This is a genomic window from Pseudomonadota bacterium, assembly GCA_018823285.1.
Lineage (GTDB): Bacteria > Desulfobacterota > Desulfobulbia > Desulfobulbales > JAGXFP01 > JAHJIQ01.
The window spans coordinates 25,173-44,131 of record JAHJIQ010000029.1 but is presented as its reverse complement, the minus strand read 5'-3'; the positions used below and the strand labels follow the sequence as shown (position 1 = coordinate 44,131).

General features: G+C 53.9%; 16 protein-coding genes. 14 read left to right on the top strand and 2 right to left on the bottom strand.

Annotation, left to right across the window (positions count from 1 at the left end; genetic code table 11):
- From KKG35_07925 to KKG35_07915, 3 genes are all read left to right on the top strand, one after another.
- Positions 1 to 657: hypothetical protein (locus KKG35_07925; protein MBU1738058.1), on the top strand; the 657-nt coding region annotated here is incomplete at its 5' end.
- Between the two features lie 74 nt (positions 658 to 731).
- Entirely contained in the window at positions 732 to 1,304 is a 573-nt protein-coding gene (locus KKG35_07920; protein MBU1738057.1) for a PspA/IM30 family protein, read from the top strand.
- Positions 1,301 to 1,861: a hypothetical protein gene (locus KKG35_07915; GenBank protein ID MBU1738056.1), complete on the top strand. Its 561-nt coding sequence runs from the start codon at positions 1,301 to 1,303 to the stop codon at positions 1,859 to 1,861. Before KKG35_07920 ends, KKG35_07915 begins: the two co-directional genes overlap by 4 nt.
- A gap of 224 nt (positions 1,862 to 2,085) precedes the next feature.
- On the opposite strand, the gene KKG35_07910 is transcribed toward KKG35_07915, so the two are convergent.
- The gene (locus tag KKG35_07910; protein ID MBU1738055.1) at positions 2,086 to 2,286 is read right to left on the bottom strand and encodes a cold-shock protein; all 201 of its coding nucleotides are present in this window, start codon (positions 2,284 to 2,286) and stop codon (positions 2,086 to 2,088) included.
- A gap of 293 nt (positions 2,287 to 2,579) precedes the next feature.
- On the opposite strand from KKG35_07910, the gene KKG35_07905 reads away from it, so the two are divergent.
- Both KKG35_07905 and KKG35_07900 read left to right on the top strand, forming a co-directional pair.
- A complete protein-coding gene (locus KKG35_07905) occupies positions 2,580 to 3,881 on the top strand; it encodes a hypothetical protein (protein MBU1738054.1) in 1,302 nt (433 codons plus the stop codon).
- 76 nt (positions 3,882 to 3,957) lie between these two features.
- The gene (locus KKG35_07900) at positions 3,958 to 4,776 is read left to right on the top strand and encodes a nitroreductase family protein (GenBank protein ID MBU1738053.1); all 819 of its coding nucleotides are present in this window, start codon (positions 3,958 to 3,960) and stop codon (positions 4,774 to 4,776) included.
- A 7-nt stretch (positions 4,777 to 4,783) separates the two neighbouring features.
- Here the strand turns inward: KKG35_07900 and KKG35_07895 are convergent, their stop codons facing one another.
- Positions 4,784 to 6,367, bottom strand: coding sequence for an OFA family MFS transporter (locus KKG35_07895; GenBank protein MBU1738052.1), 1,584 nt, complete (start codon positions 6,365 to 6,367; stop codon positions 4,784 to 4,786).
- A 261-nt stretch (positions 6,368 to 6,628) separates the two neighbouring features.
- On the opposite strand from KKG35_07895, the gene KKG35_07890 reads away from it, so the two are divergent.
- The 9 genes from KKG35_07890 to KKG35_07850 all read left to right on the top strand — a co-directional run bounded on the left by KKG35_07890 (position 6,629) and on the right by KKG35_07850 (position 18,864).
- Positions 6,629 to 7,216, top strand: a complete 588-nt coding sequence (locus KKG35_07890) for a zinc ribbon-containing protein (protein MBU1738051.1) — start codon at positions 6,629 to 6,631, stop codon at positions 7,214 to 7,216.
- Positions 7,217 to 7,257: 41 nt separating this feature from the next.
- Complete coding sequence (locus KKG35_07885; GenBank protein MBU1738050.1) at positions 7,258 to 7,989, top strand: metallophosphatase family protein; 732 nt, start codon at positions 7,258 to 7,260, stop codon at positions 7,987 to 7,989.
- Positions 7,990 to 7,996: 7 nt separating this feature from the next.
- Positions 7,997 to 9,328 (top strand): protein kinase, encoded by a 1,332-nt coding sequence (locus tag KKG35_07880; protein MBU1738049.1) that lies wholly within the window; start codon positions 7,997 to 7,999, stop codon positions 9,326 to 9,328.
- A 60-nt stretch (positions 9,329 to 9,388) separates the two neighbouring features.
- A complete protein-coding gene (locus KKG35_07875) occupies positions 9,389 to 9,748 on the top strand; it encodes an iron-sulfur cluster assembly accessory protein (GenBank protein ID MBU1738048.1) in 360 nt (119 codons plus the stop codon).
- A gap of 37 nt (positions 9,749 to 9,785) precedes the next feature.
- Positions 9,786 to 11,903 (top strand): U32 family peptidase, encoded by a 2,118-nt coding sequence (locus KKG35_07870; GenBank protein MBU1738047.1) that lies wholly within the window; start codon positions 9,786 to 9,788, stop codon positions 11,901 to 11,903.
- Positions 11,904 to 12,179: 276 nt separating this feature from the next.
- Entirely contained in the window at positions 12,180 to 13,988 is a 1,809-nt protein-coding gene (ftsH, locus tag KKG35_07865; GenBank protein MBU1738046.1) for an ATP-dependent zinc metalloprotease FtsH, read from the top strand.
- Positions 13,989 to 14,047: 59 nt separating this feature from the next.
- Positions 14,048 to 15,514: a hypothetical protein gene (locus tag KKG35_07860; GenBank protein ID MBU1738045.1), complete on the top strand. Its 1,467-nt coding sequence runs from the start codon at positions 14,048 to 14,050 to the stop codon at positions 15,512 to 15,514.
- A 291-nt stretch (positions 15,515 to 15,805) separates the two neighbouring features.
- Positions 15,806 to 17,956, top strand: coding sequence for a 5-bromo-4-chloroindolyl phosphate hydrolysis family protein (locus KKG35_07855; GenBank protein MBU1738044.1), 2,151 nt, complete (start codon positions 15,806 to 15,808; stop codon positions 17,954 to 17,956).
- A 242-nt stretch (positions 17,957 to 18,198) separates the two neighbouring features.
- The gene (locus KKG35_07850) at positions 18,199 to 18,864 is read left to right on the top strand and encodes a response regulator (GenBank protein ID MBU1738043.1); all 666 of its coding nucleotides are present in this window, start codon (positions 18,199 to 18,201) and stop codon (positions 18,862 to 18,864) included.
- The last annotated feature ends 95 nt before the right edge of the window (positions 18,865 to 18,959 follow it).

The following is an 18,959-nucleotide window of genomic DNA, read 5'->3' as shown; positions in this document are numbered from 1 at the left end:
GCAGCGGTTTTTCTGGAGGAGTTCAAGCGGGTGGTGGCGACGGTGGCGTCCGGTCTGGAGGTGAAGGTTCCCGTGACTGACGGAGTCCGGTTGGTCAGTGCCGGAGGGTATCCGGTGACCACTTCCGACGGAATGGCCTCGTTCCGGCCGGGCAGTTTGCTGAGCGGTCAGGAGCGTCGTCTTTTCCTCACTCTGCAAGTCCCGGTGGCGGTAGAGCGAGAATATCGTATCGGGCCGGTTGCCCTGAGCTACAGCCATAATGGACGGACTCTGCAGGCGCAACTCGATGATACTTTCCAGGTCGCCTGTGTCCGGGATCGGCAGGAGGTGTATGCCTCAATCAGCAAGGATTCGTGGGAGAAAAAGGTGCTGGGAGAAGATTTGAACAAACTCCGGGAAGGGATTGCCGATGACATCAAATCCGGCAGGAAAGCCCAGGCCCAGGCCAGGATCAGGGAATACAAGGCAGAGCAGGAAGTCGTTAACATGGCGGTTGGTTCAGCGGCAGTCGCAAAGAGTCTGGAGCATGATCTCGACCGACTTGAAGAAACAGTAAATCAGACCTTTGCCGGAGCGCCGGCAGCAGTGGCCGTCAAACAGAAGGCGGCCTCGAAAGCGATGCAGTATCAGGCATACGGTGAACGCCGGGCAAATTAGCTGAAAATCGGATTATTAGGCATGAATTGATATGCAGAAACAGAAGAAACACTTGTGAATCCGGAGGAGACATTATGGGAATGCTGAGTAGATTTGTCAGAATATGGAAGGCGGACATTCATGGAGTGATGGATGAGTTTGAAGACCGGGGGCTAGTACTCAAGCAAAGCCTGCGGGATATGGAAGATGAGCTGGAGAGGAAAGAAATGCATTTGAAGCAGCTTGAGGCGAGTCGGGACCAGGCGGTCCGTCGCTATGATGGTTCGGCTGAACGGTATGGCAAGCTGGAGAGAGATCTCGAAAGTGGTCTTGCCGGTGGGCACGACGCAATCTGCCTCGCCCTGATCAGGAGGATGAAAGAGGAAGAAAAGCTGATGGGTATCCTCGAAGGGCAGCGACAGGAGATGGAAAGGGAGATGGTGAAACGGCGGGAAATTCTCGGCAGCCAGCACAGCCAGTATCAGGAGTTTCTTGCCAGAGCGAGGGAGTATTTTCTCAAAGAGGAGCAGCAGAACTGGCAGGATACTTTTGCCGGAAATGGTGTTGACTATTTCTCCACCCCGGCCACGGTGGTCACCGATGAAGAGGTGGCAATCGAGTTGATCAGGCGGAAGACTGCGATGGAGCTGAAGGAGGGGAAAAAATGAAACAGACCGGAAGACCTGTGCGGACAACAATTCTCTTTGGCCTATTGGCGGCAGGAGTGTACCTGTCGATCCAGATGCTCGAAAGCTTTTTCTATCTCTGGCCTGCGGAGAGATATTTCCTGGCCTGGCTCGTTTTTGCCGGATATGGTCTGCTTCTGGCCCGCTGGGCGAAAAGAAATCCCATCCGAATTCTTATGCCTTCGCTTGCATTGCTGGCCGTTTTCATTCTGGCCCGCTCGGAACTGTTGATGGTTGTGGCATTTCTGGCAATGCTCGGCTGGACCAGAAGCCGGATCTGTTTCCCTGTGGGGCTTCTCAAGGGACTTGCCGCGGAGATCTGCCTTGGCTTCGGAGGTTTGCTGCTGCTCGTTTTCCTGGGTCCGGGCACACTGGTCAGCAAAGCGCTGGGCATCCTGCTTTTCTTTATGGTCCAGGCTGTGTACTTTGTGATCTTCGATCAGGCTGAGCGAGGGTGCAGAGAAAAGGGGCTGAGCGATCCGTTTGACAAGGCGCGAAAAGAGGTTGAATCGATCCTGTCGCCTGAAGCCTGTGGTTGAAAATTGAGAAGGTTTATTCTTCCTCAGAGTAAGTGCCGGACGGCGTGGGTTTTAAGTAGCTCTGTTTTGATATTCCGGGTCAGAGAAGCATCCTTCGGAGACATACTACGACTTTGAGCCTGGAATGACAAAGCGTACAGATTGAAGTTCGATGGGCATCAGACAAAAAAAAGGGCCAACCCTTTCGGGCGGCCCTTTTTCATAAAAAACGGTCTAAACCGATTTTACTGCTGAATAACGTTCTCAGCAGACGGTCCTTTGGGTCCTTCGACAACGTCGAATTTAACCCGGGCACCCTCGGCCAGAGATTTGAAACCATCGGCTTTGATTGCGGTGTGGTGAACGAAAACGTCACTGCCACCATCCTGCTCGATGAAGCCAAAACCCTTTGAATCATTAAACCATTTTACTGTTCCTTCTGCCATTGTAACTACTCCTAAAATGTGCTGTTCCTTAAGGGGAAACCAGCTTGATAATGTGCCCGGACCATTAAATGATGGCCCGGATGGCAGCTTGTTTGTACAAACAAAAAAACCGCACTCCTCTTGCGAGATATGTGCGGTTAACGTTTTCGTATTTACGAACTACAAACAGACACTGCACTGATATTAGTGTATATAACAGGTCTGAAGATGAAAGCAATCTTTTAATTTGTCGGGTCGGTGCACCCGGCCGGCAAAAAATTATAAATGACAATATTGCCAAAGAGGTGATCGTGGTGAAAATTGGCCAATATTTATCGGCTATTCCGGTAGTTCTGCAACTTGTCCTTTTCCTTTGTTCTTCAGCTCTGCCGAATTCGTATGCGTCTGCTTCCGAAACAGGAAATGGGGTTGCCGCGCTCCAGGGGGTTTTTCTGGGGAAATCGTTCAAGGCGAAACTGATCTCGATCCGGAAGCAGGATGAGACCCTGCTGATTTCTTATGATGAGAAAACCGAAGGGCTTGATGATGTTGAAGAAGGGGATAATATTCTTCTGCGCTATCGTGCTGGGGATGGAATAAAGCTTGCCCTGGAGGTTATTCCCGAGCAGGTGAAGATCCCGGAGGGGGTAACCGAGATCGACACGGCCGAGATGATTGCCTTGTTGAACGATGAGAGCAGGCGGGGAAAATATCTGCTGGTCGACTGCCGTCCCTTTGATTTCTATTCCGAAACCCATCTGCCAACCGCCGTGTCCATCCCCTGGACCGAGTCGAAAGAGGTGAAGCTTGCCGCTCTGCCGGCCGACAGGGAGCAACTCCTGATTTTCTACTGTCTGGGCGGGACCTGCCAGCTTGGGCCGAATTCGGCGGCCCTGGCGGTGGAGGCAGGATACAAAAACGTCAGGGTTATTCTGGTTGAACTTTCCGAATGGCAGGAGAGTGGCGGGAATCTTTATTCAGGAGATGAGTATATCAGGCACGGGAATGTCGTTCTGGTCGATCTTCGGAGCGGCGAGGAAGCGGAAGCGGGTCATATTCCCGGAGCGGTCAATATCCCGGCCGGTGAAATTTCCGGGGCTGAATATGATTTTCCGACCTATAAATCCGCCCCGGTGATTGTTTACGGGAACGGCGCTGATCCGGAGAATGCGGCGGCAAGCATCAGGCGCTGGGGCTTTCGACAGGTTTCACTCGTTGAAGGCGGGTTTGCCGGCTGGGTAGCCCGTGGCAATCCTGTGGAAACCGGAAAGCTTTCCTCCGGAATAAGATGGCTGCGTCAGCCGGATATCGATGAGGTCTCCATTGAGGATTTTCAGAAAGCTGCGGCCGGCGGAAACGATGAGGCGCTGATCATTGACGTGCGGACCCCTGAGGAGACGGCGAAAGGCAGTTTTGACAGGGCGGTCAAGATCCCGTTGACCGAACTGCCGGCCCGGCTTGCAGAAGTCCCGGACGACAAGGAGATCTTTCTGCACTGCGCCACCGGGGCCAGGGCCCAGATGGCCTGGTCTTATCTCCGGCAGCATCGAAACAAGGTACGCTATCTGCAGGCCAAGGTGATCAATCGCAAGGGGAAGATACTGATCAGGCCATGAGTGAATGGGAATTTTTTTTGTCGAATAGGGTTTGAAGTTTAATGAAAACTTGCCCCCAGAGAAAAGGAGATAAACCATGACGCAGTTTAAAATTGACGAAGAACGCTGCATCCAGTGCGGCGAGTGCGTGACGGATTGTCCGGCCGGAGTTCTGGCGATGGAAGAATTTCCGCAGATGATCAACGAAGAAGGATGCTACCGGTGCCAGCATTGTCTGGCCGTCTGTCCGACGGGCGCGGTTTCGATTCTCGGCAGGGATCCCGATGCGAGCCTTGCCCTGAAAGACAATCTGCCGGATCCCCGCAAGCTGGAAGTGCTGATCAAGGGCAGGCGGTCGGTCCGCCGCTATACCAAAAACGATCTGCCCCCGGCCCTGATCGACGAGCTGCTGGAAATTGCCTGGCATGCGCCAACCGGGGTCAACAATCAGGCGGTACTTTTCACGGTGGTCAGAGAGGGTGCGGTTATGGACAGCTTGCGGCGGGAGGTAATGGCTGCGCTCATTGATAAACAGAAGGCAGGGGGGTTGCCGGATGGTTTTGTCGGTCAGTATCTCGGCGCGGCGATCAAGGGCTGGGTGGAAGAGGGCAACGATATCCTCTTCCGGGGTGCGCCGCACCTGCTGTTGACCAGCGCCCCGAAGAGCTCGCCCTGCCCGGTGCAGGACACCCACATCGCCCTGGCCACTTTCCAGCTGATGGCCCACGCCAGAGGGGTCGGCACGGTCTGGGACGGGATGGCGATGATGGCGCTCGCCGTCTGCCCTGAACTGATTAAGAGACTCGGGATCCCCGATGATCATCTCATCGGGTATGCCATGGCCTTCGGCGAGCCCGCAGTGGAATACCACCGGACGGTGCAGCGCGGCCCGACCCTGGTGAACGTGGTCCGCTGATTAAAGGCTAGGACTTTTCTTTAACGTGCTTCAGAACCACCGCTGAAATGGCCGAGAGGATGCAGAGAATTGCCGCCACCGAGAAGGCCGCCCCGTAGCTGCCGGTGACGACTTTGGCGTAATTGCCGGCGGCGATTCCGGCGACCCCGGCAATTCCGTATGAGGTGAAGACCCAGCCGTAATTGGCGCCGAGGTTTTTGGCGCCGAAGAGGTCGGCGGTGGCGGACGGGAAGAGGGCGAAATTGCCGCCGAAGTTGAAACCAACGAGGGCGGCCGCAATACTGAGCGACATCTCGCTCTTCATCCCGGCCAGCAGAAACATCACCACCGCCTGCAAAAGAAACATGGTGACAAAGGTCGGGGTGCGCCCGATCCGGTCTGAGATAAAGCCCCAGGCAACCCTGCCGATGGCGTTGAAAATCGCCAGGAGCCCGACGGCCGCCGCTCCCTTCAGCATGATTTCCTTTGTTTCGTAATCGGTGAGAACCCGACCGGCTTCACGGGCGGCAATTAAGAGCTGTTCCCCGGCAAAGACCTTGATGATCCCGATGACCATCAATCCTGCCATGGCGCCGCTGAAAAACATCAGCCAGAGAAGATAAAATGAGGGGTGCCGCAAGGTTTCCTGCCAGGTGGAATCCGGCAGAACCGTTTTTTTGCCGGCGGAAGGGGTTGTTTCCGGGGGGTTGCTCAAGAGCATGGCGCCGCCGGTTACGGCAACAATGCAGACCAGCCCGTGCACAATGAAAAAGGGAAAAATCCCCTGGTGACTGATGTAGCCGAGCGCCCCCCAGTTCCGGCTGAAGAGGTAGGCGCCAAGGCCGAAACCGGCCACCGCGATCCCGCTGACCAGTCCTTTCTGGTCCGGGAACCATTTGACCAGGGCGGCAATCGGGCAGACGTAGGCAAAGCCGATCCCGGCGCCGGCCATGAAGCCGATTGTTCCCCAGAGCAGGAGCAGCCGGTCCATTTCGGCCACCTTGCCCACATACTGATTGCCGAGCAGGACGCCGGTAATGATGCAGGCGGCCCGGATCCCGGCCGGAACATTTTTTAAAATAACACTGTCTTTTTCCAGGTGGCTGAAAAAGGCGTGAAACATCATCAGGAGAAGGACCGTGATTACCCCGGCGAAAAGGGCATGGGCCAGGTAGAAGACAATGGCGTTGGTCATGAGCCCGGCATAGATAAATCCGCCCCCCATCATCAGGCCGCCGATGATCGCAGGGAACCTGGGCCCCTTGATATCCTGGACCCGGCCGGCGATGACCATGACCGAGGCAAAACTCAAGATACAGATGGAAAAGGCATATTTGAGGATTCCCTGCTGCTTGGCCCGTTCCGTTTTGACTTCAGCCTGGTCCTTGACGACCACATAATCATTGGCCGAGGCCCCATCAGCCGCGATTTTCAACTGCAGCTGCTGTTCGGTGATCACCGGGGGAAATATATTGGTTGTAAGCGGTTCCCAGAAAATACTGTACCCATAAACCGTGCCCAGAATGAGCTGGACGATGATCGCTCCGGCCAGAACCTTGTATCTGGCCAGTTGATTTGCTGGTGTGGTGACAGGCGAGGTTTTTGCGGCCATATGTTCTTCTCCCGGCAAAAGGTTTTAAATACGGCGTTATCCGGCGGACCGGAGACGTAAATCGTTATCTCACAACCGAAGAGATGAATTCAAGAAATATGGGAGAATGTGTGCGGTTGGTGCAATGAATAAAAAATGCATACATTTATGATACGGAAAAATACTGGTTATGAAAAATTTGTCTGAACTGATATGATATACATACAAGTGGATTTGCCGGGACGAAACCCTTCCGAATAAAATGACCAGGAGGAATCGACTATGGAAAATGAAAATAAAGAGAACGGAAAGATGGAAGAGGAACTGGCCGCTTACGAAAAACTGCGGCAGCGGGTCAGCAAGATTTTTGGTGAGATCCATGAGAAGATAAACCGGGAAACCATCAGCCAGGCGATGGACAAGGCAATGGCCGATCTGAAGGAGATGGGTGAACACTCAAAAGAGATCATCACCAGGGCCGGCGAAACCCTGAAAAAGGATATCGCCTCTTCCCTCGGCCAGATCAAACCAAAGGTGGACGGGGTCACCGGCGATGCCCGGAAACATTATGACCAGTTACATAACAAGGGTGGTGCGCTGTGGCGGGACATTGCCAAGGAGGCTGAATATATCAAGGATGTTTCCCTGGATAAAGGCGGCTCCTTTCTCTTGAACATCACCAGGGGGCTCAGTGAGTGGAGCAAGGATTTAAGCGAAAAACTCGATTCCTCCCTCGTCTATAAAACGGGCGAGATGACCCATGGCGGCGAGTTTGTCTGCACCTCCTGCGGCGGGGCGCTTAACCTGAAAAAACCCGGGCGGATGCCGCCCTGCCCGAAATGCAAGAAAACTGAATTCCGTCGCTCCTGATGGGCGGTTTTCTACGAAAATCCGGATTTTAGCCGAACGGGATGCGTTTAGCCGTAATCTCGGATATCCACGGTAATTTCAGGGCCCTGCAGGCGGTACTGGCCGATATTGATCTGGCGGGAGCGGATCATATCGTTTCCCTGGGCGACAATATCGGTTACGGACCGGAGCCTGAAGAGGTTGTCAGGACTTTGGTCGATCGCGGTATTCGGTCGGTGATGGGCAACCATGAACTCGCCTTGAAAACCGACAGCTATCTCCAGCGTCTGAACCCGGCGACCCGGCAGTCGCTGGAGATTACCCGCCGGCTGATGGGGGAGGAGACGATGGAGTTCTGTGTCTCCCTGCCCCTGAATTTGGAACAACACGACGCCCTTTTCGTCCACGGCTGTCCGCCCACCTCCTGCACCACCTATCTCTGGAGTCCGTCGGTTACCCGTCTGGAGCGATTGTTTTCCACCTTCTCCGCACGGGTCTGTTTTTACGGCCATACCCACGATATGACCTGCTTTATTGCCCGGGAAAACACTTTTTCGGCCGTGAAGGTGAAACCGGGAATCTCTGAAATTTCCAAACCCTGCAGGTATCTCATCAATCCCGGAAGTGTCGGCCAGCCCCGGGACGGCTTGAGCAATCAGGCCAAATACCTGCTCTGGGACACCGGACTGAACTGTTTTGAAAACCGGGCGGTTCCCTACGATGTGCAGGCAACCGTTGATCTGATCAATGAAAGAGGGTTCCCGGAATTCAACGGCCAGCGGCTTCTCTGGTGAGAAAATCATGAGAGAGGAGATCGGTCGGTATCAGGTTCTGCGCAAGATCGGTCGGGGCGGGATGGGTGAAGTGTTCAAGGCCCTTGATCCCGATACCGGGGAGGTTGTCGCCGTCAAGACCCTCAGGCCCTTTGAAGCGCTGGTTGACATTGTCGGTTTTGACAGGCTCCGTGAACTCTTCATTTCCGAAGCCGAGACCATGTCGTTCCTCGACCATCCTGCGGTGGTCAATATTCTCGGCGCGGGAAAAGATGACGACGGCACCCCCTATTTTGTCATGGAGTTTTTCTGCAACAACCTCGGCCGGATGATCGGCGAAGGTTTTCGGATGGAAAGCCGGTCCCGCCTGATCCGGCCGGCAAAGGTCCTCGATTACGGCCGCCAACTTCTGCACGCCCTTTCCCACCTGCATCGCAACCGGGTGGTCCATCGGGACATCAAACCCTTCAACATTATGATTACCGATAACGATCTCTTACGGATCTGTGATTTCGGCTCGGCCCTGGTGGATGATATTTCCTTCTCGGGTGTCGAGGGGGTGAAAATCGGCTCCCCTTTTTATGCCGCCCCTGAACAGAACCGTGATCCCGGCAAGGTGGACGCCCGGGCGGATCTCTACTCTGCCGGGGTCCTGCTGTATCGGATGGTAACCGGGGAGCTGCCCTCCATGCGGGGGTTTTCCTTAAGCCAGGTGAATCCGGCGTTCGACCCGTTCTGGGATGAATTTTTCGCCCGGGCTTTAAGCCTGCAGCCCGACAGCCGTTTTCAGTCGGCGGAGGAAATGAATGAGAGCCTTGGCCGGCTCAAGCTGCGGGACGTCGATCGACTTTCGGTCTCTCCCAGGAGTAGTGGCGGAGAAGAGTCGGAGAAAATCGTCATCCTCCGAAAAGTACCGTTGAATGTCTGCGGCAGAAAGGCGCTTGCCGCTTTCGATCTGGATGAACTCTTCCTCCCGGAGAATCCGGTGGTCAATGATCTGGTGTCTTTCGACAGGGAAATGGTCCTTGACCGGGCCACCGGTCTGGTCTGGCAGTTTCAGGGCAGTGACCGGTCAATGACTCTGGAAGAGGCCGGTGAATATCTTGCCGGTCTGAATCGGGAAAAAATCGGCGGGAGAGAAAATTGGCGGCTGCCGACTGTTTCGGAGCTTCTTTCGTTGCTGCACAGCATGACGCCTGAGGCAGGGCGAGAGGTGAGTCCGCGACAGGGCTGGCTCTGGAGCTCTGATCTGCATGGCAGGCGTGATGCCTGGTATGTGAATCTTGATATGGGGTATGTGGACTGGCAGGACGTTTCCTGCCGGAATTTTGTCAGGGCGGTCTCTGATGAAGCGACTTGACATGTATCATTTCCTTGTCAATAAGTGTATATATCGGAACAAATACAAACAGCGAGGTGAATGATGAAGATAACGATTAAAAAAAATGCGGAAGTGATGCTTGAGAACAAACTGGGGCCGGACCAGTTCCTGCGGGTGGTGGTGACCGAAGGCGGCTGCGCCGGTCTGACCTACAGCGCAGAGATCGCCAGTGATATGCGGAAAGGCGACAGTGTGGTTTTTGAGCTCGGCAGGATCAGGGTTGTGTCCGATCGGGAGAGCAGCAAATATCTTGACGGATTGACCGTTGATTATTCCGATGCCCTGATCAATGGCGGTCTGCAATTCACCAACTCCAATACCAAAAAAACCTGTGGCTGCGGCCAGAGTTTCAGTCTGGCCGGGTTCCCGAAAATACCCGAGGGAAGCTGTAATAAATAAGAGTGAAGAGTATAAAGTTAAGGATGAAGAGTTGGGTATGAAGAGAGCCGACACCATGGAGCTGCTGGCCCCGGCCGGAAGTATTGAAGTTTTTGAAACTGCGGTGGCCCGCGGCGCCGATGCGGTGTATATCGGCGCTCCTTTTTTCAACGCCCGGGAACTGGCCCACCATTTCAGGATGGACGAGATTGCGGCGATGATCGATTTTGCCCGCAGTCGGAAGGTCCGGCTCTATCTGGCGATGAACAGCCTGGTCAAGGAAGGGGAGATCGGGCTGGCGGTTGAAAGCCTGGCCATGCTGGAAAAGCTCCAGCCCGACGGGCTGATCATCCAGGACCTCGGTCTTTATTATCTGCTGAAGAGATATTTTCCGAAGATGCGGGTCCATGCCAGCACCCTGATGGCCGCCCACAACTCGGTGGCGGTCGGCCAGCTTGCGGCCATGGGTTTTGACCGGGTCGTCCTGCCGCGGGAGATGTCGGTCAACGAAATCGCGACCATTGCCGGCAACACCTCGGTTGAGCTGGAGGTGTTCATTCATGGCGCCATGTGTTTCAGTTATTCCGGGCTCTGCCTGTTCAGCAGTTTTCAGGGGGGGCGGAGCAGTCTGCGGGGCAGGTGTGTCCAGCCCTGCCGCCGCCGCTATACCTGGCAGGGGTCGGGTCGGGGCAGCCGGTCGGGGTATCTCTTCTCCATGAACGACCTTGAGGGCATTGACCTGCTGCCGGATCTCGCCAGGGCCGGGATCACCTCCCTGAAAATCGAGGGGCGGATGCGCAGCGCAAGCTACGTCGGCAATGTGGTTGAGGCATACCGGACCGTGCTTGACAACCCTCCCGGTGACGAAAAGGCACGGAAAACGGCGGCGGAATTGCTGGCGGCTGCCATGGGGCGCAAGACTACCAGAGGGTATTTCGACACCGCTACCCCGGACAATCTGATTTCACATCAGCATTCCGGCAACATCGGGACCTTTCTGGGCAAGATCGGGAATGTGAAGGGCGGTCGGGTAACGGTGAAGCTTGTGGCCCCTGTTTCATCCGGAGATCGTCTCCGTCTGCATCAGGAAAACAGCGGTGAACGGCAGGCGTTTTCCCTGCAGAAAGTTTTCGTCAACGGCCGGGGAGTCAACCGGGCGGCTGCGGGAGAGACGATCTCCATTGACCTGCCCGGCCAGGTCAGCGCAGGAGACAGTATCTACCGGGTTGATGTCGCCGACCGGAAAAAGAAAGGGGCTGCAGCCGGAGTAAGGCTGGACCGCGCCAGGACCAAGGTGAAAGCGATCAATGTTTCAGCCCGGATTGAGAAGATCCTGGACGATCTCGGCACCAGGGAGAAGCTCCCGGCTGCTTTAAACCGCAGGGGAAAAAGCGGCGGCAAGGGCGGATCTTCGCCCCTCTGGTTCAAGTCCGATGACCCGAACATCCTGCGGCAGCATTTTCTCTTTCCACCGGAAAAAGTTGTTCTTCTTTTAAGTCGCGGTTCGTACCGGAAGTTTTTCAAAATGAAGCACACCGGTCCGCTGTTCAAAAGACTCTGCTGGGCTCTGCCGCCGGTAATCGATGAAGCTGATCTCGCCTTTTATGCCGACGCGATTTCCCGGTTGACCGGCAATGGATATACCGACTGGCAGATCGGTCATATCGGTCAGCTGCCGTTGTTCGCCAATGATAAAAAGATCAGGCTGTCGGCCGCCTTCACCCTCAACACATTAAATTCAGCTGCAGCCCGGACCCTGTCCGGCATGGGAGTCAGGACCGGGATCTTCTCGATCGAGACCGATTTTGACAACCTTCGTGCTTTCTGCAGCAACCGGGCTGATTTCCGGGTGGGAATGACGGTATACGCTTCCCCGCCTCTTTTCACATCCAGATTCACCGGCCCGTCAATGGAACCGGGACGCAGGATCAAGAGTCCGAAGGGTGAGGATTTCATCATCAGCAACAGTTGGGGATATACCCAGATTCTGCCGGTCCAGCCATTTTCGCTGCTTGAAAATTCTGCCGAGGTGGAGAAGAGCGGGGTTGATTTCACGGTCATCGATCTTTCCGGGATCAGGCTGACTGCGAAAACAGTTCCCGACCTTTACAAACCTTCCGGGAAACAGAAAGGCCGGAAGGCGAACACCTTTAATTTCCTGCACACCCTGAGTTGATGGAGGCAGGTGAACTGCAGGCGGAAGGCATGGGTCGGAAGGCAGAAGGGGAGATGGAAGAATTGAGCGGCCTGTCTGCTCATCACGAAAGGCGAGTTTGCGTGACAGAGAAACGTGTGCCCGGTGGGTGAAAGTGTTGAAAGATCTTCTTTAATTGAATAGATTGTTTCACAATTCTAACAGATTGTCTTTCCGGACTGAAAAGTCTTTATTTCGTTTCCTCACAGGTTTCGGTCAGAGGCCGGGTGGGAAATTTGAATTTCAGCAGGTGTTCTGATGGCTTCATTCGTAAAGGTTTTATATTTTCTTTTCATGGCGTCGCTGCTCGGCGGGTCGGGGTATCTTTTCTGGCACCTTGAGCAGAAAGCTCCCCAGATAAGTTATAATGAATTTGCGACCTCTCTCAAGAACGGTGAAGTTTCCAAGGTAAGGATCCGCGGCGGTGAAATCCGGGTAACCGATGTCTACCAGCGGGAGTTTTTGACCTATGCCCCTGATGTGTCGGCCCTTCTGCCGCAGCTCATTGAAAAGAAGGTGACGGTTTTCGGTGAGAATGCGGAAGAGTCCGGAGTGTGGAAACTGCTTTCGGTGTCTTTACCGATCATGATCGTCATGCTTGCCTGGTATGCCATCATGCGCAGGCAGAATCAGGAGGAGGAGTCGCACTTTGCCAAGGACAAGGTCTCTTTTGCCCGGACCGGCAGGCGGGTCACCTTTCGTGATGTGACGGGCATCCCCGAGGCGAAGGGTGAGCTTCTGGAAGTGATCGATTTTCTGCAGAATCCAAAAAAATACAACCGGCTCGGGGCAATCATCCCCAAGGGGGTTTTGTTCCAGGGGCCTCCCGGTACCGGCAAGACCCTTCTGGCCAGGGCCATTGCCGGTGAGGCGGATGTACCGTTCTTCAGTATCAGCGGTTCCGATTTTGTCGAGATGTTTGTCGGAGTCGGCGCTTCCCGGGTGCGGGAACTCTTCAGTGAGGCGAAGAAGAACAAGCCCTGCATTATCTTTATCGATGAGATAGATGCGGTCGGCGGTCATCGCGGCGGTTCGGGAATGGCTAGCGGCCAGGAAGAGAGAGGGCAGACCCTGAACGCCCTGCTGGTCGAAATGGACGGCTTCGATACCGAAGACAACATTATTATCCTTGCCGCAACCAATCGTCCGGACATCCTCGATCCAGCCCTGCTGCGGCCGGGCAGATTTGACCGAATCATCAATGTCATGCCTCCCGATGTGAAGGGACGGGCCAAGATTCTTGAGGTACATACCAGCAAGATGAAGCTTGACAGCAATGTGGAGTTGCAGGAAATCGCCCGCAGTACTCCCGGTTTTACAGGCGCCGAACTGGCGAGCCTGGTCAATGAGGCCGCTCTGGTGGCGGGCAGGAGCAACAAAACCACAATCGCCCAACAGGATTTTGAAGTGGCCAAGGACCGGATCCTGATGGGTGTTGAACGAAAAGGGCTGGTGATCAGTGCCCGGGACAAGAAGACCATGGCCGTTCATGAGGCAGGGCATGCAGTCGTGGCCAAATTCATGCCGGAGGCTGATCCCCTGCACAAGATCACCATTATCCCCAGGGGCAGGGCCATGGGCCACACTCAGCAGATGCCCCTGCAGGACCGACATGCCTATTCATACCAGTATCTGAGAAGCAGGGTGGCGATTCTCCTTGGCGGCAGGGCTGCCGAAGAAGTTCTGCTCGAACAGAGATCAACCGGTGCTGAAAAAGATCTGCAGCAGGCCATCGATATCGCGACCAATATGGTCAGTAAATGGGGCATGAGTGATGTGGTCGGCCCCCTTGCCTATGCCGTGGGAGAAGGCGGTTTCCTAGGCGGCCCCGGGGGAATTCGTTCCCACAGTGAGGAAACGGCCCGGCTTCTTGATGGCGAGATCAAAAAACTGCTTGAAGACTGTTATCATGAGGCAAGAATTCTTCTGGAAAAGGAGAAGGATTTTCTCGAAAGCCTGAGTGACATCCTTCTCGAATCAGAAACCATAGATCGGGAAGAACTGGATATTATTTACAACTGTTCCGTTAAAAAGGCCTCAGAGAAGGGGGTTGGGGAGTTTTCCTGACCCGATGATCCAGAGAATACAAATCATTCATCCGGCAACACAGGTTTGAGTTTACCGATATGATCGACAGATACAGCGACATCGTGAAGGATTTTATCAAGGTGCTGGGAAGCAGCCGGGTGGCCATGGCAGGGGCCGTGGTTTCGAGCGTCATTTTTCCGGTGCTGGCAATCTCGGTCTTCCTCGATATCCAGGGGGTGGTCAAGAACCCCTATTTCGGATTCCTGATTTACATGGTCATGGGCCCGCTTTTCGTCGGCGGGGTGCTGACCACCCTGGTCGGCCTGATTTTTTTCCGGGATACTGAGGAAATCGGTCTCTTCACCCTTGAATACCTGAAGGAGCAGTTGACGATGCCGGGCCGCTTCAGCAGGGTTCGCAAGCATCTTTACATATCATCCTTTATCGCGGCGGCAACCCTCCTGGTAATCGGTGTCGTTTCGATCAAGGGTTTCGACTACACCGAATCCGTCCGCTTCTGCGCCACATTCTGCCATACGGTCATGGAGTCGGAGTATATCAGTCATCAGAACTCCCCTCATTCCCGGATCCCCTGTGTCCGCTGCCATATCAGCAGCGAGTCCGGTCTTTTTGACAAGAGCAAGATCTCCGGAATCAGGATGATTTTCGCCACCCTTTTTGACCGCTATGACAAGCCGATCAGGACGCCCATCTCTTCATTGCGTCCTTCCCGGGAGGTTTGTGAACAATGTCATCGTCCGGAAATATTCCACGGAGACAAACTTTATATAAAAGACTATTTTCTCGCAGACGAGAAAAACACCCATGTTCAGACGGTGCTTCTGATGCATGTCGGTTCGGGTGGTTCCCGCGGTGAGCATGCGCACGGGATTCACTGGCATGTGTCTCCTGAACACCGGACCTTCTTTCAGGAGGAGGCGGGGAGTGATGGAAGGATCAGTTCCGTGAAACTCCTGGATCATGACGGTGATGAGTTTGTCTTCAACAGGGTTGACGATCACAAAGCGGAAGTTGATGTTTCCGGAGGCAATACATATAAACTCATGGATTGCCTTGACTGTCACAACAGACCGACCCATATCTTTCTCTCTCCTGAAGAGGCTCTTGACCGGAAAATTTCGGACGGGTCAATATCCCGTGATCTCCCTTATATTAAACAACGGGCCCTTGAAGTGATTCAAAAGGAGTATCGGGACAGGCAGGAGGCGAGGAAGAAAATCAGCATTGATCTTGAAAGCTGGTATCGGGACAACTACCCCGGTTTGCTCACCTCCGATGAAGAGCTCCTGGAGAAGGCGGTGAACAGTGTTTACCAGGCGTGGAGCGAGAATGTTTTTCCGGAGATGAACGTCGGATGGAACACCTACCAGGACAATCTGGGTCATGAAGAGGGCCGGGGGTGTTTCCGGTGCCATTCCGATGCCTACCGAACAAAGGACGGGCGCGTGATTTCTGATGACTGCAGCCTCTGTCATGTGGTTCTGGCGGAAAAGGAAGAGTCGCCGGATATCATGCGGATCCTTCACGGGAAAAAAGAACAATAGCGGCTGATGGGTGATATCAGCCCAAGACAGGTAAAAGTCAAGCAGGCAGGGAGATAAATTAAAAGCTTCAGGGGAGAGCCCCTAATCTTCATGGGTCTTTATGGTATATCCCCGGCTACGCCATGTTTTATCCGGATCGCCTGACCGCTGTCGAAGGGAGTTCATTTACTGAAAGAAATCTGCCATGTGATGCTTGCCCGGGGCTTGCCGCGGGGAGCTTTCATGTGGTAATTTAGGCCGGGTTATGTCGCGGCGGTTTGCAATAACAAGTTCTGAGCAGACAGGGAAAATATGGCGAAAGAGGACATTGTACAGGAAGGAAAGAAGCTTCTGGCCCGCGAGCGGGCCAAGACGCTGATCGCCGAGGCGGAAGTTCTTTCGGAGCAGGACCTTCGGGGGGCCCTCGGGATGTTTCGCGAGGCGCTCAAAATCTCTCCGGATTACCCTGATCTGGAAGATGAGATATTCCTGCGGGAAGATGCGATTGAGAAGCTCGATGGGGTTCTGCAGCATATTGTCGCACAGCTCAAGGGTGGGAAAAATTATCGCGCCTTTCAGCTTCTGCAGGAACTTCCGGACAACTATATTATCCTCGACAAGAGCGGTACGGTTGATCAGCTTGCCGAAAAGGTCAGGAAAGTCGAGAGCCTGATTGAAGGGGCGAAGAATCTCCCCCGCTCCGGCAACAGCCAGGCGCTGCCGATGCTTGAGGAAGCATTCACCCTGATGCCGGATTATCCCGGTCTGCAGGCAGATATTGACGCACTTGCCGCATCACGGCAGAACTACAACGACTATATCGCGGGTGTCGAGGCATCTGTCGCTGCCGGAGATACCGTGAAGGCAAGGAGTTTCCTCGACCAGTTCAAGGGGGTTTATCCGGAAGACGCTTCCGTTGGCCGCCTTGAATTCATGATTCAGAACAAGGAAAAGGAAAAAACGAGAAAGGCTGCGGTCAGGAAAAATCTTTTCATGGCTGCTGCTGCCGGAGCGGGGTTTCTGGGTCTGATCATTGTCTATTTTGCCTTCGAGTTGATGACTTTCAAGTCGGCCAACGGGAAATGGCAGGAGGCAGCCGCATTCCTTGAAGCGGAGAAGTTTGCCGACGCGCGTACAGCTGCTGAGGAGGTCAAGGCGAGTCTGGGAAAGGTGAGTTTTTCCTCCCAGTCGGGGAAAAAGGAACTGCTCGTCAAAGTGGAAGAACTCCTGAATTCCGAGAGGGTCATCCAGGGTGTTCAGGGTAAAATCCTGGTCGACGGAAAATACATTCAGAAAGAGTCTCTTGCCGGAGCCCAGGAGTCGGAAAAAATTATTAAAGAGGCTGAAGGACTGATGGCGGCCGGTGATTATTCATCTGCCCTGGCAAGATTTGCAGATGCGAGAAATGTTGCAAGCCTTCTGGATGCTGCACTTGCCGCGAAAATCAATGAAGAAATTGAAGCATCCGCCGTCAAATGTCAGACTGCGCATGTGAAGTCTGTTCTCCGAAAGGCCAATTCCCTCCATGGCGCAGGGAACTATGAAGAGGCTACCGCTCTGTTCGCCGAGGCCCGGAACCTGGCCAAGGGATACGGATTTAAAAGGAATGACGCCATCAGTCGGGATATTGAAACAGCCGCCGGCCGGACAATCGGCGACCGGCTGGATATCCTGATCGCCGATGGCGACGCTCTCCTGAATGCGGCAGCCTATGATGATGCCATCGACGGGTACAAAAAGGCCCTTGATTTTGCCAGGCTCAACAAGCTGGACAGCAATGACACCGTCAACAGGCTATATGGCTCGATAAACAGGGCCAGGATATTCGGACTTCTGGCTAAAGGAGACGAGAATTTTAAGCTTTCCCGGTGGGTGGATTCCATCAAATTCTATAACAATGCGGTGGAATTATCCGTGAAGGCCGGGCTCCGAAATCTGCCCGTTCTTGAACAGGCGGTCAAAAATGCCAAACTTGCCGAGACGAGAATATCCCTGGATGAACTGAAGCGCCTTGAGCTTACCGGAGCGAAGCAATTCGCGGAGTCTTCCTGGCAGGAAGCGCATGACACTTATAAGAACCTGGTGGCAATGGCCGGCAACACTGCTTTTGCCGGCAGTCCGGAGTTTGCGGCTATTCTGGTAAACAGCAGGGAAAAACTGGCGATCACCGGTGAGCGGATTTTTATCAAGTCGAAAAAAGATTATCTGGAGGAGAAGTACCGGTCAATCCTCAAAAATGCCTTCGGGACAGGTGCGGACATTACCTTCCTGAACCCTGAAGTCATTCTTCTGAGTGAGGATGAGAAATTGCTGAAATTCAGCATTTCCGCGAAATCATACGTCAAAAAGGGTGGCGGGCAGGGGGTGTATTCCAATTATGAAGTACAGTACGCCTATGACCGTCAGAAAGACTCATGGCATCTTCTCGACAAATCTTCAAATTCACAGAGTGCGGGAGAGTAAACGCAGAAAAATCTTTTTCTTTTACACTTTTTACAAACTAAAGCCATCGAGGGTGCCGGGAAGGAACTTTTGATGGCTTTTTCATTCTTCGGCCTGTTTTTCAAACTGCCTCTGTTTCTGATCTTTCCGATCCCGTTACTGCCTGTCAATTCTTTGCGACTTCCCTCTTGACCTGATGAATAAGTTTATGATGTGATGATTAATCATCGATGTCGCTTGTTAAAATCATACAGGGTCAGAATATGGAAAACGAATCCAACATCACTCAAAAAAAGGTCAGGGTGCTGGTGGTGGAAGATAATCCGGTTGCCGCTGTTTCAATCCAGCAGGTTCTGAAGAAAAGCGGGTTTGCGATTGCGGGTTGTGCCGGCACCGGAGCAGCCGGTCTGGAAATGGCCTGCACTTTGAAGCCGGATGTCATTCTGATGGATATCATGCTGCCGGGAACCGATGGGCTTGAAGCGGCCCGGCTGGTAAACGAAAAGTGTCCGGCGCCGGTTGTTGTTCTCACCGGATACGAGACTCCTGAGCTCATCGAGAAGGCCGGTTGGGCCGGGGTGGCCGCATATCTTGTCAAACCGCCGAAGGCAAATGACCTCGAACGGGCCATTTATCTGGCGATGGAAAGGTTTAAGGACCTGGAAAAGATCAAGGAACTGAACCGTGAACTCCGCAAGCGAAACAGTGAACTTGAAGAGGCGCTGGGAAGAATCGAAACCCTGCATGGTCTTTTGCCGATCTGTGCTTCCTGCAAAAGTATCAGGGATGATAACGGGTACTGGAACAGAATGGAGGAGTACATATCCAGTCACGCCGACGTGCAGTTCAGCCATGGGATATGTCCGGAATGTACTGAGAAACTGTATCCCGGAGTTGTAAGCAAATACAAAAAAACGGCAGGTTCCTGAAAATCGGAACCTGCCGTTTTGAACATACCAAGTATTCCCCGAAGTTCGAAGTCTTACCCGGTTTGGGCTCGGCAACGGGGCACTCGTCCGGTAAA

What these genes read in the sequence shown, in the direction of transcription:
- KKG35_07850 (MBU1738043.1), top strand. Translation starts at nt 18,199, where the DNA reads ATGGAAAACGAATCCAACATCACTCAAAAAAAGGTCAGGGTGCTGGTG.
- KKG35_07920 (MBU1738057.1), top strand. Translation starts at nt 732, where the DNA reads ATGGGAATGCTGAGTAGATTTGTCAGAATATGGAAGGCGGACATTCAT.
- KKG35_07855 (MBU1738044.1), top strand. Translation starts at nt 15,806, where the DNA reads ATGGCGAAAGAGGACATTGTACAGGAAGGAAAGAAGCTTCTGGCCCGC.
- KKG35_07860 (MBU1738045.1), top strand. Translation starts at nt 14,048, where the DNA reads ATGATCGACAGATACAGCGACATCGTGAAGGATTTTATCAAGGTGCTG.
- KKG35_07870 (MBU1738047.1), top strand. Translation starts at nt 9,786, where the DNA reads ATGAAGAGAGCCGACACCATGGAGCTGCTGGCCCCGGCCGGAAGTATT.
- KKG35_07875 (MBU1738048.1), top strand. Translation starts at nt 9,389, where the DNA reads ATGATGAAGATAACGATTAAAAAAAATGCGGAAGTGATGCTTGAGAAC.
- KKG35_07900 (MBU1738053.1), top strand. Translation starts at nt 3,958, where the DNA reads ATGACGCAGTTTAAAATTGACGAAGAACGCTGCATCCAGTGCGGCGAG.
- KKG35_07890 (MBU1738051.1), top strand. Translation starts at nt 6,629, where the DNA reads ATGGAAAATGAAAATAAAGAGAACGGAAAGATGGAAGAGGAACTGGCC.
- KKG35_07895 (MBU1738052.1), bottom strand. Translation starts at nt 6,367, where the DNA reads ATGGCCGCAAAAACCTCGCCTGTCACCACACCAGCAAATCAACTGGCC.
- KKG35_07885 (MBU1738050.1), top strand. Translation starts at nt 7,258, where the DNA reads ATGCGTTTAGCCGTAATCTCGGATATCCACGGTAATTTCAGGGCCCTG.
- ftsH (MBU1738046.1), top strand. Translation starts at nt 12,180, where the DNA reads ATGGCTTCATTCGTAAAGGTTTTATATTTTCTTTTCATGGCGTCGCTG.
- KKG35_07910 (MBU1738055.1), bottom strand. Translation starts at nt 2,286, where the DNA reads ATGGCAGAAGGAACAGTAAAATGGTTTAATGATTCAAAGGGTTTTGGC.
- KKG35_07915 (MBU1738056.1), top strand. Translation starts at nt 1,301, where the DNA reads ATGAAACAGACCGGAAGACCTGTGCGGACAACAATTCTCTTTGGCCTA.
- KKG35_07880 (MBU1738049.1), top strand. Translation starts at nt 7,997, where the DNA reads ATGAGAGAGGAGATCGGTCGGTATCAGGTTCTGCGCAAGATCGGTCGG.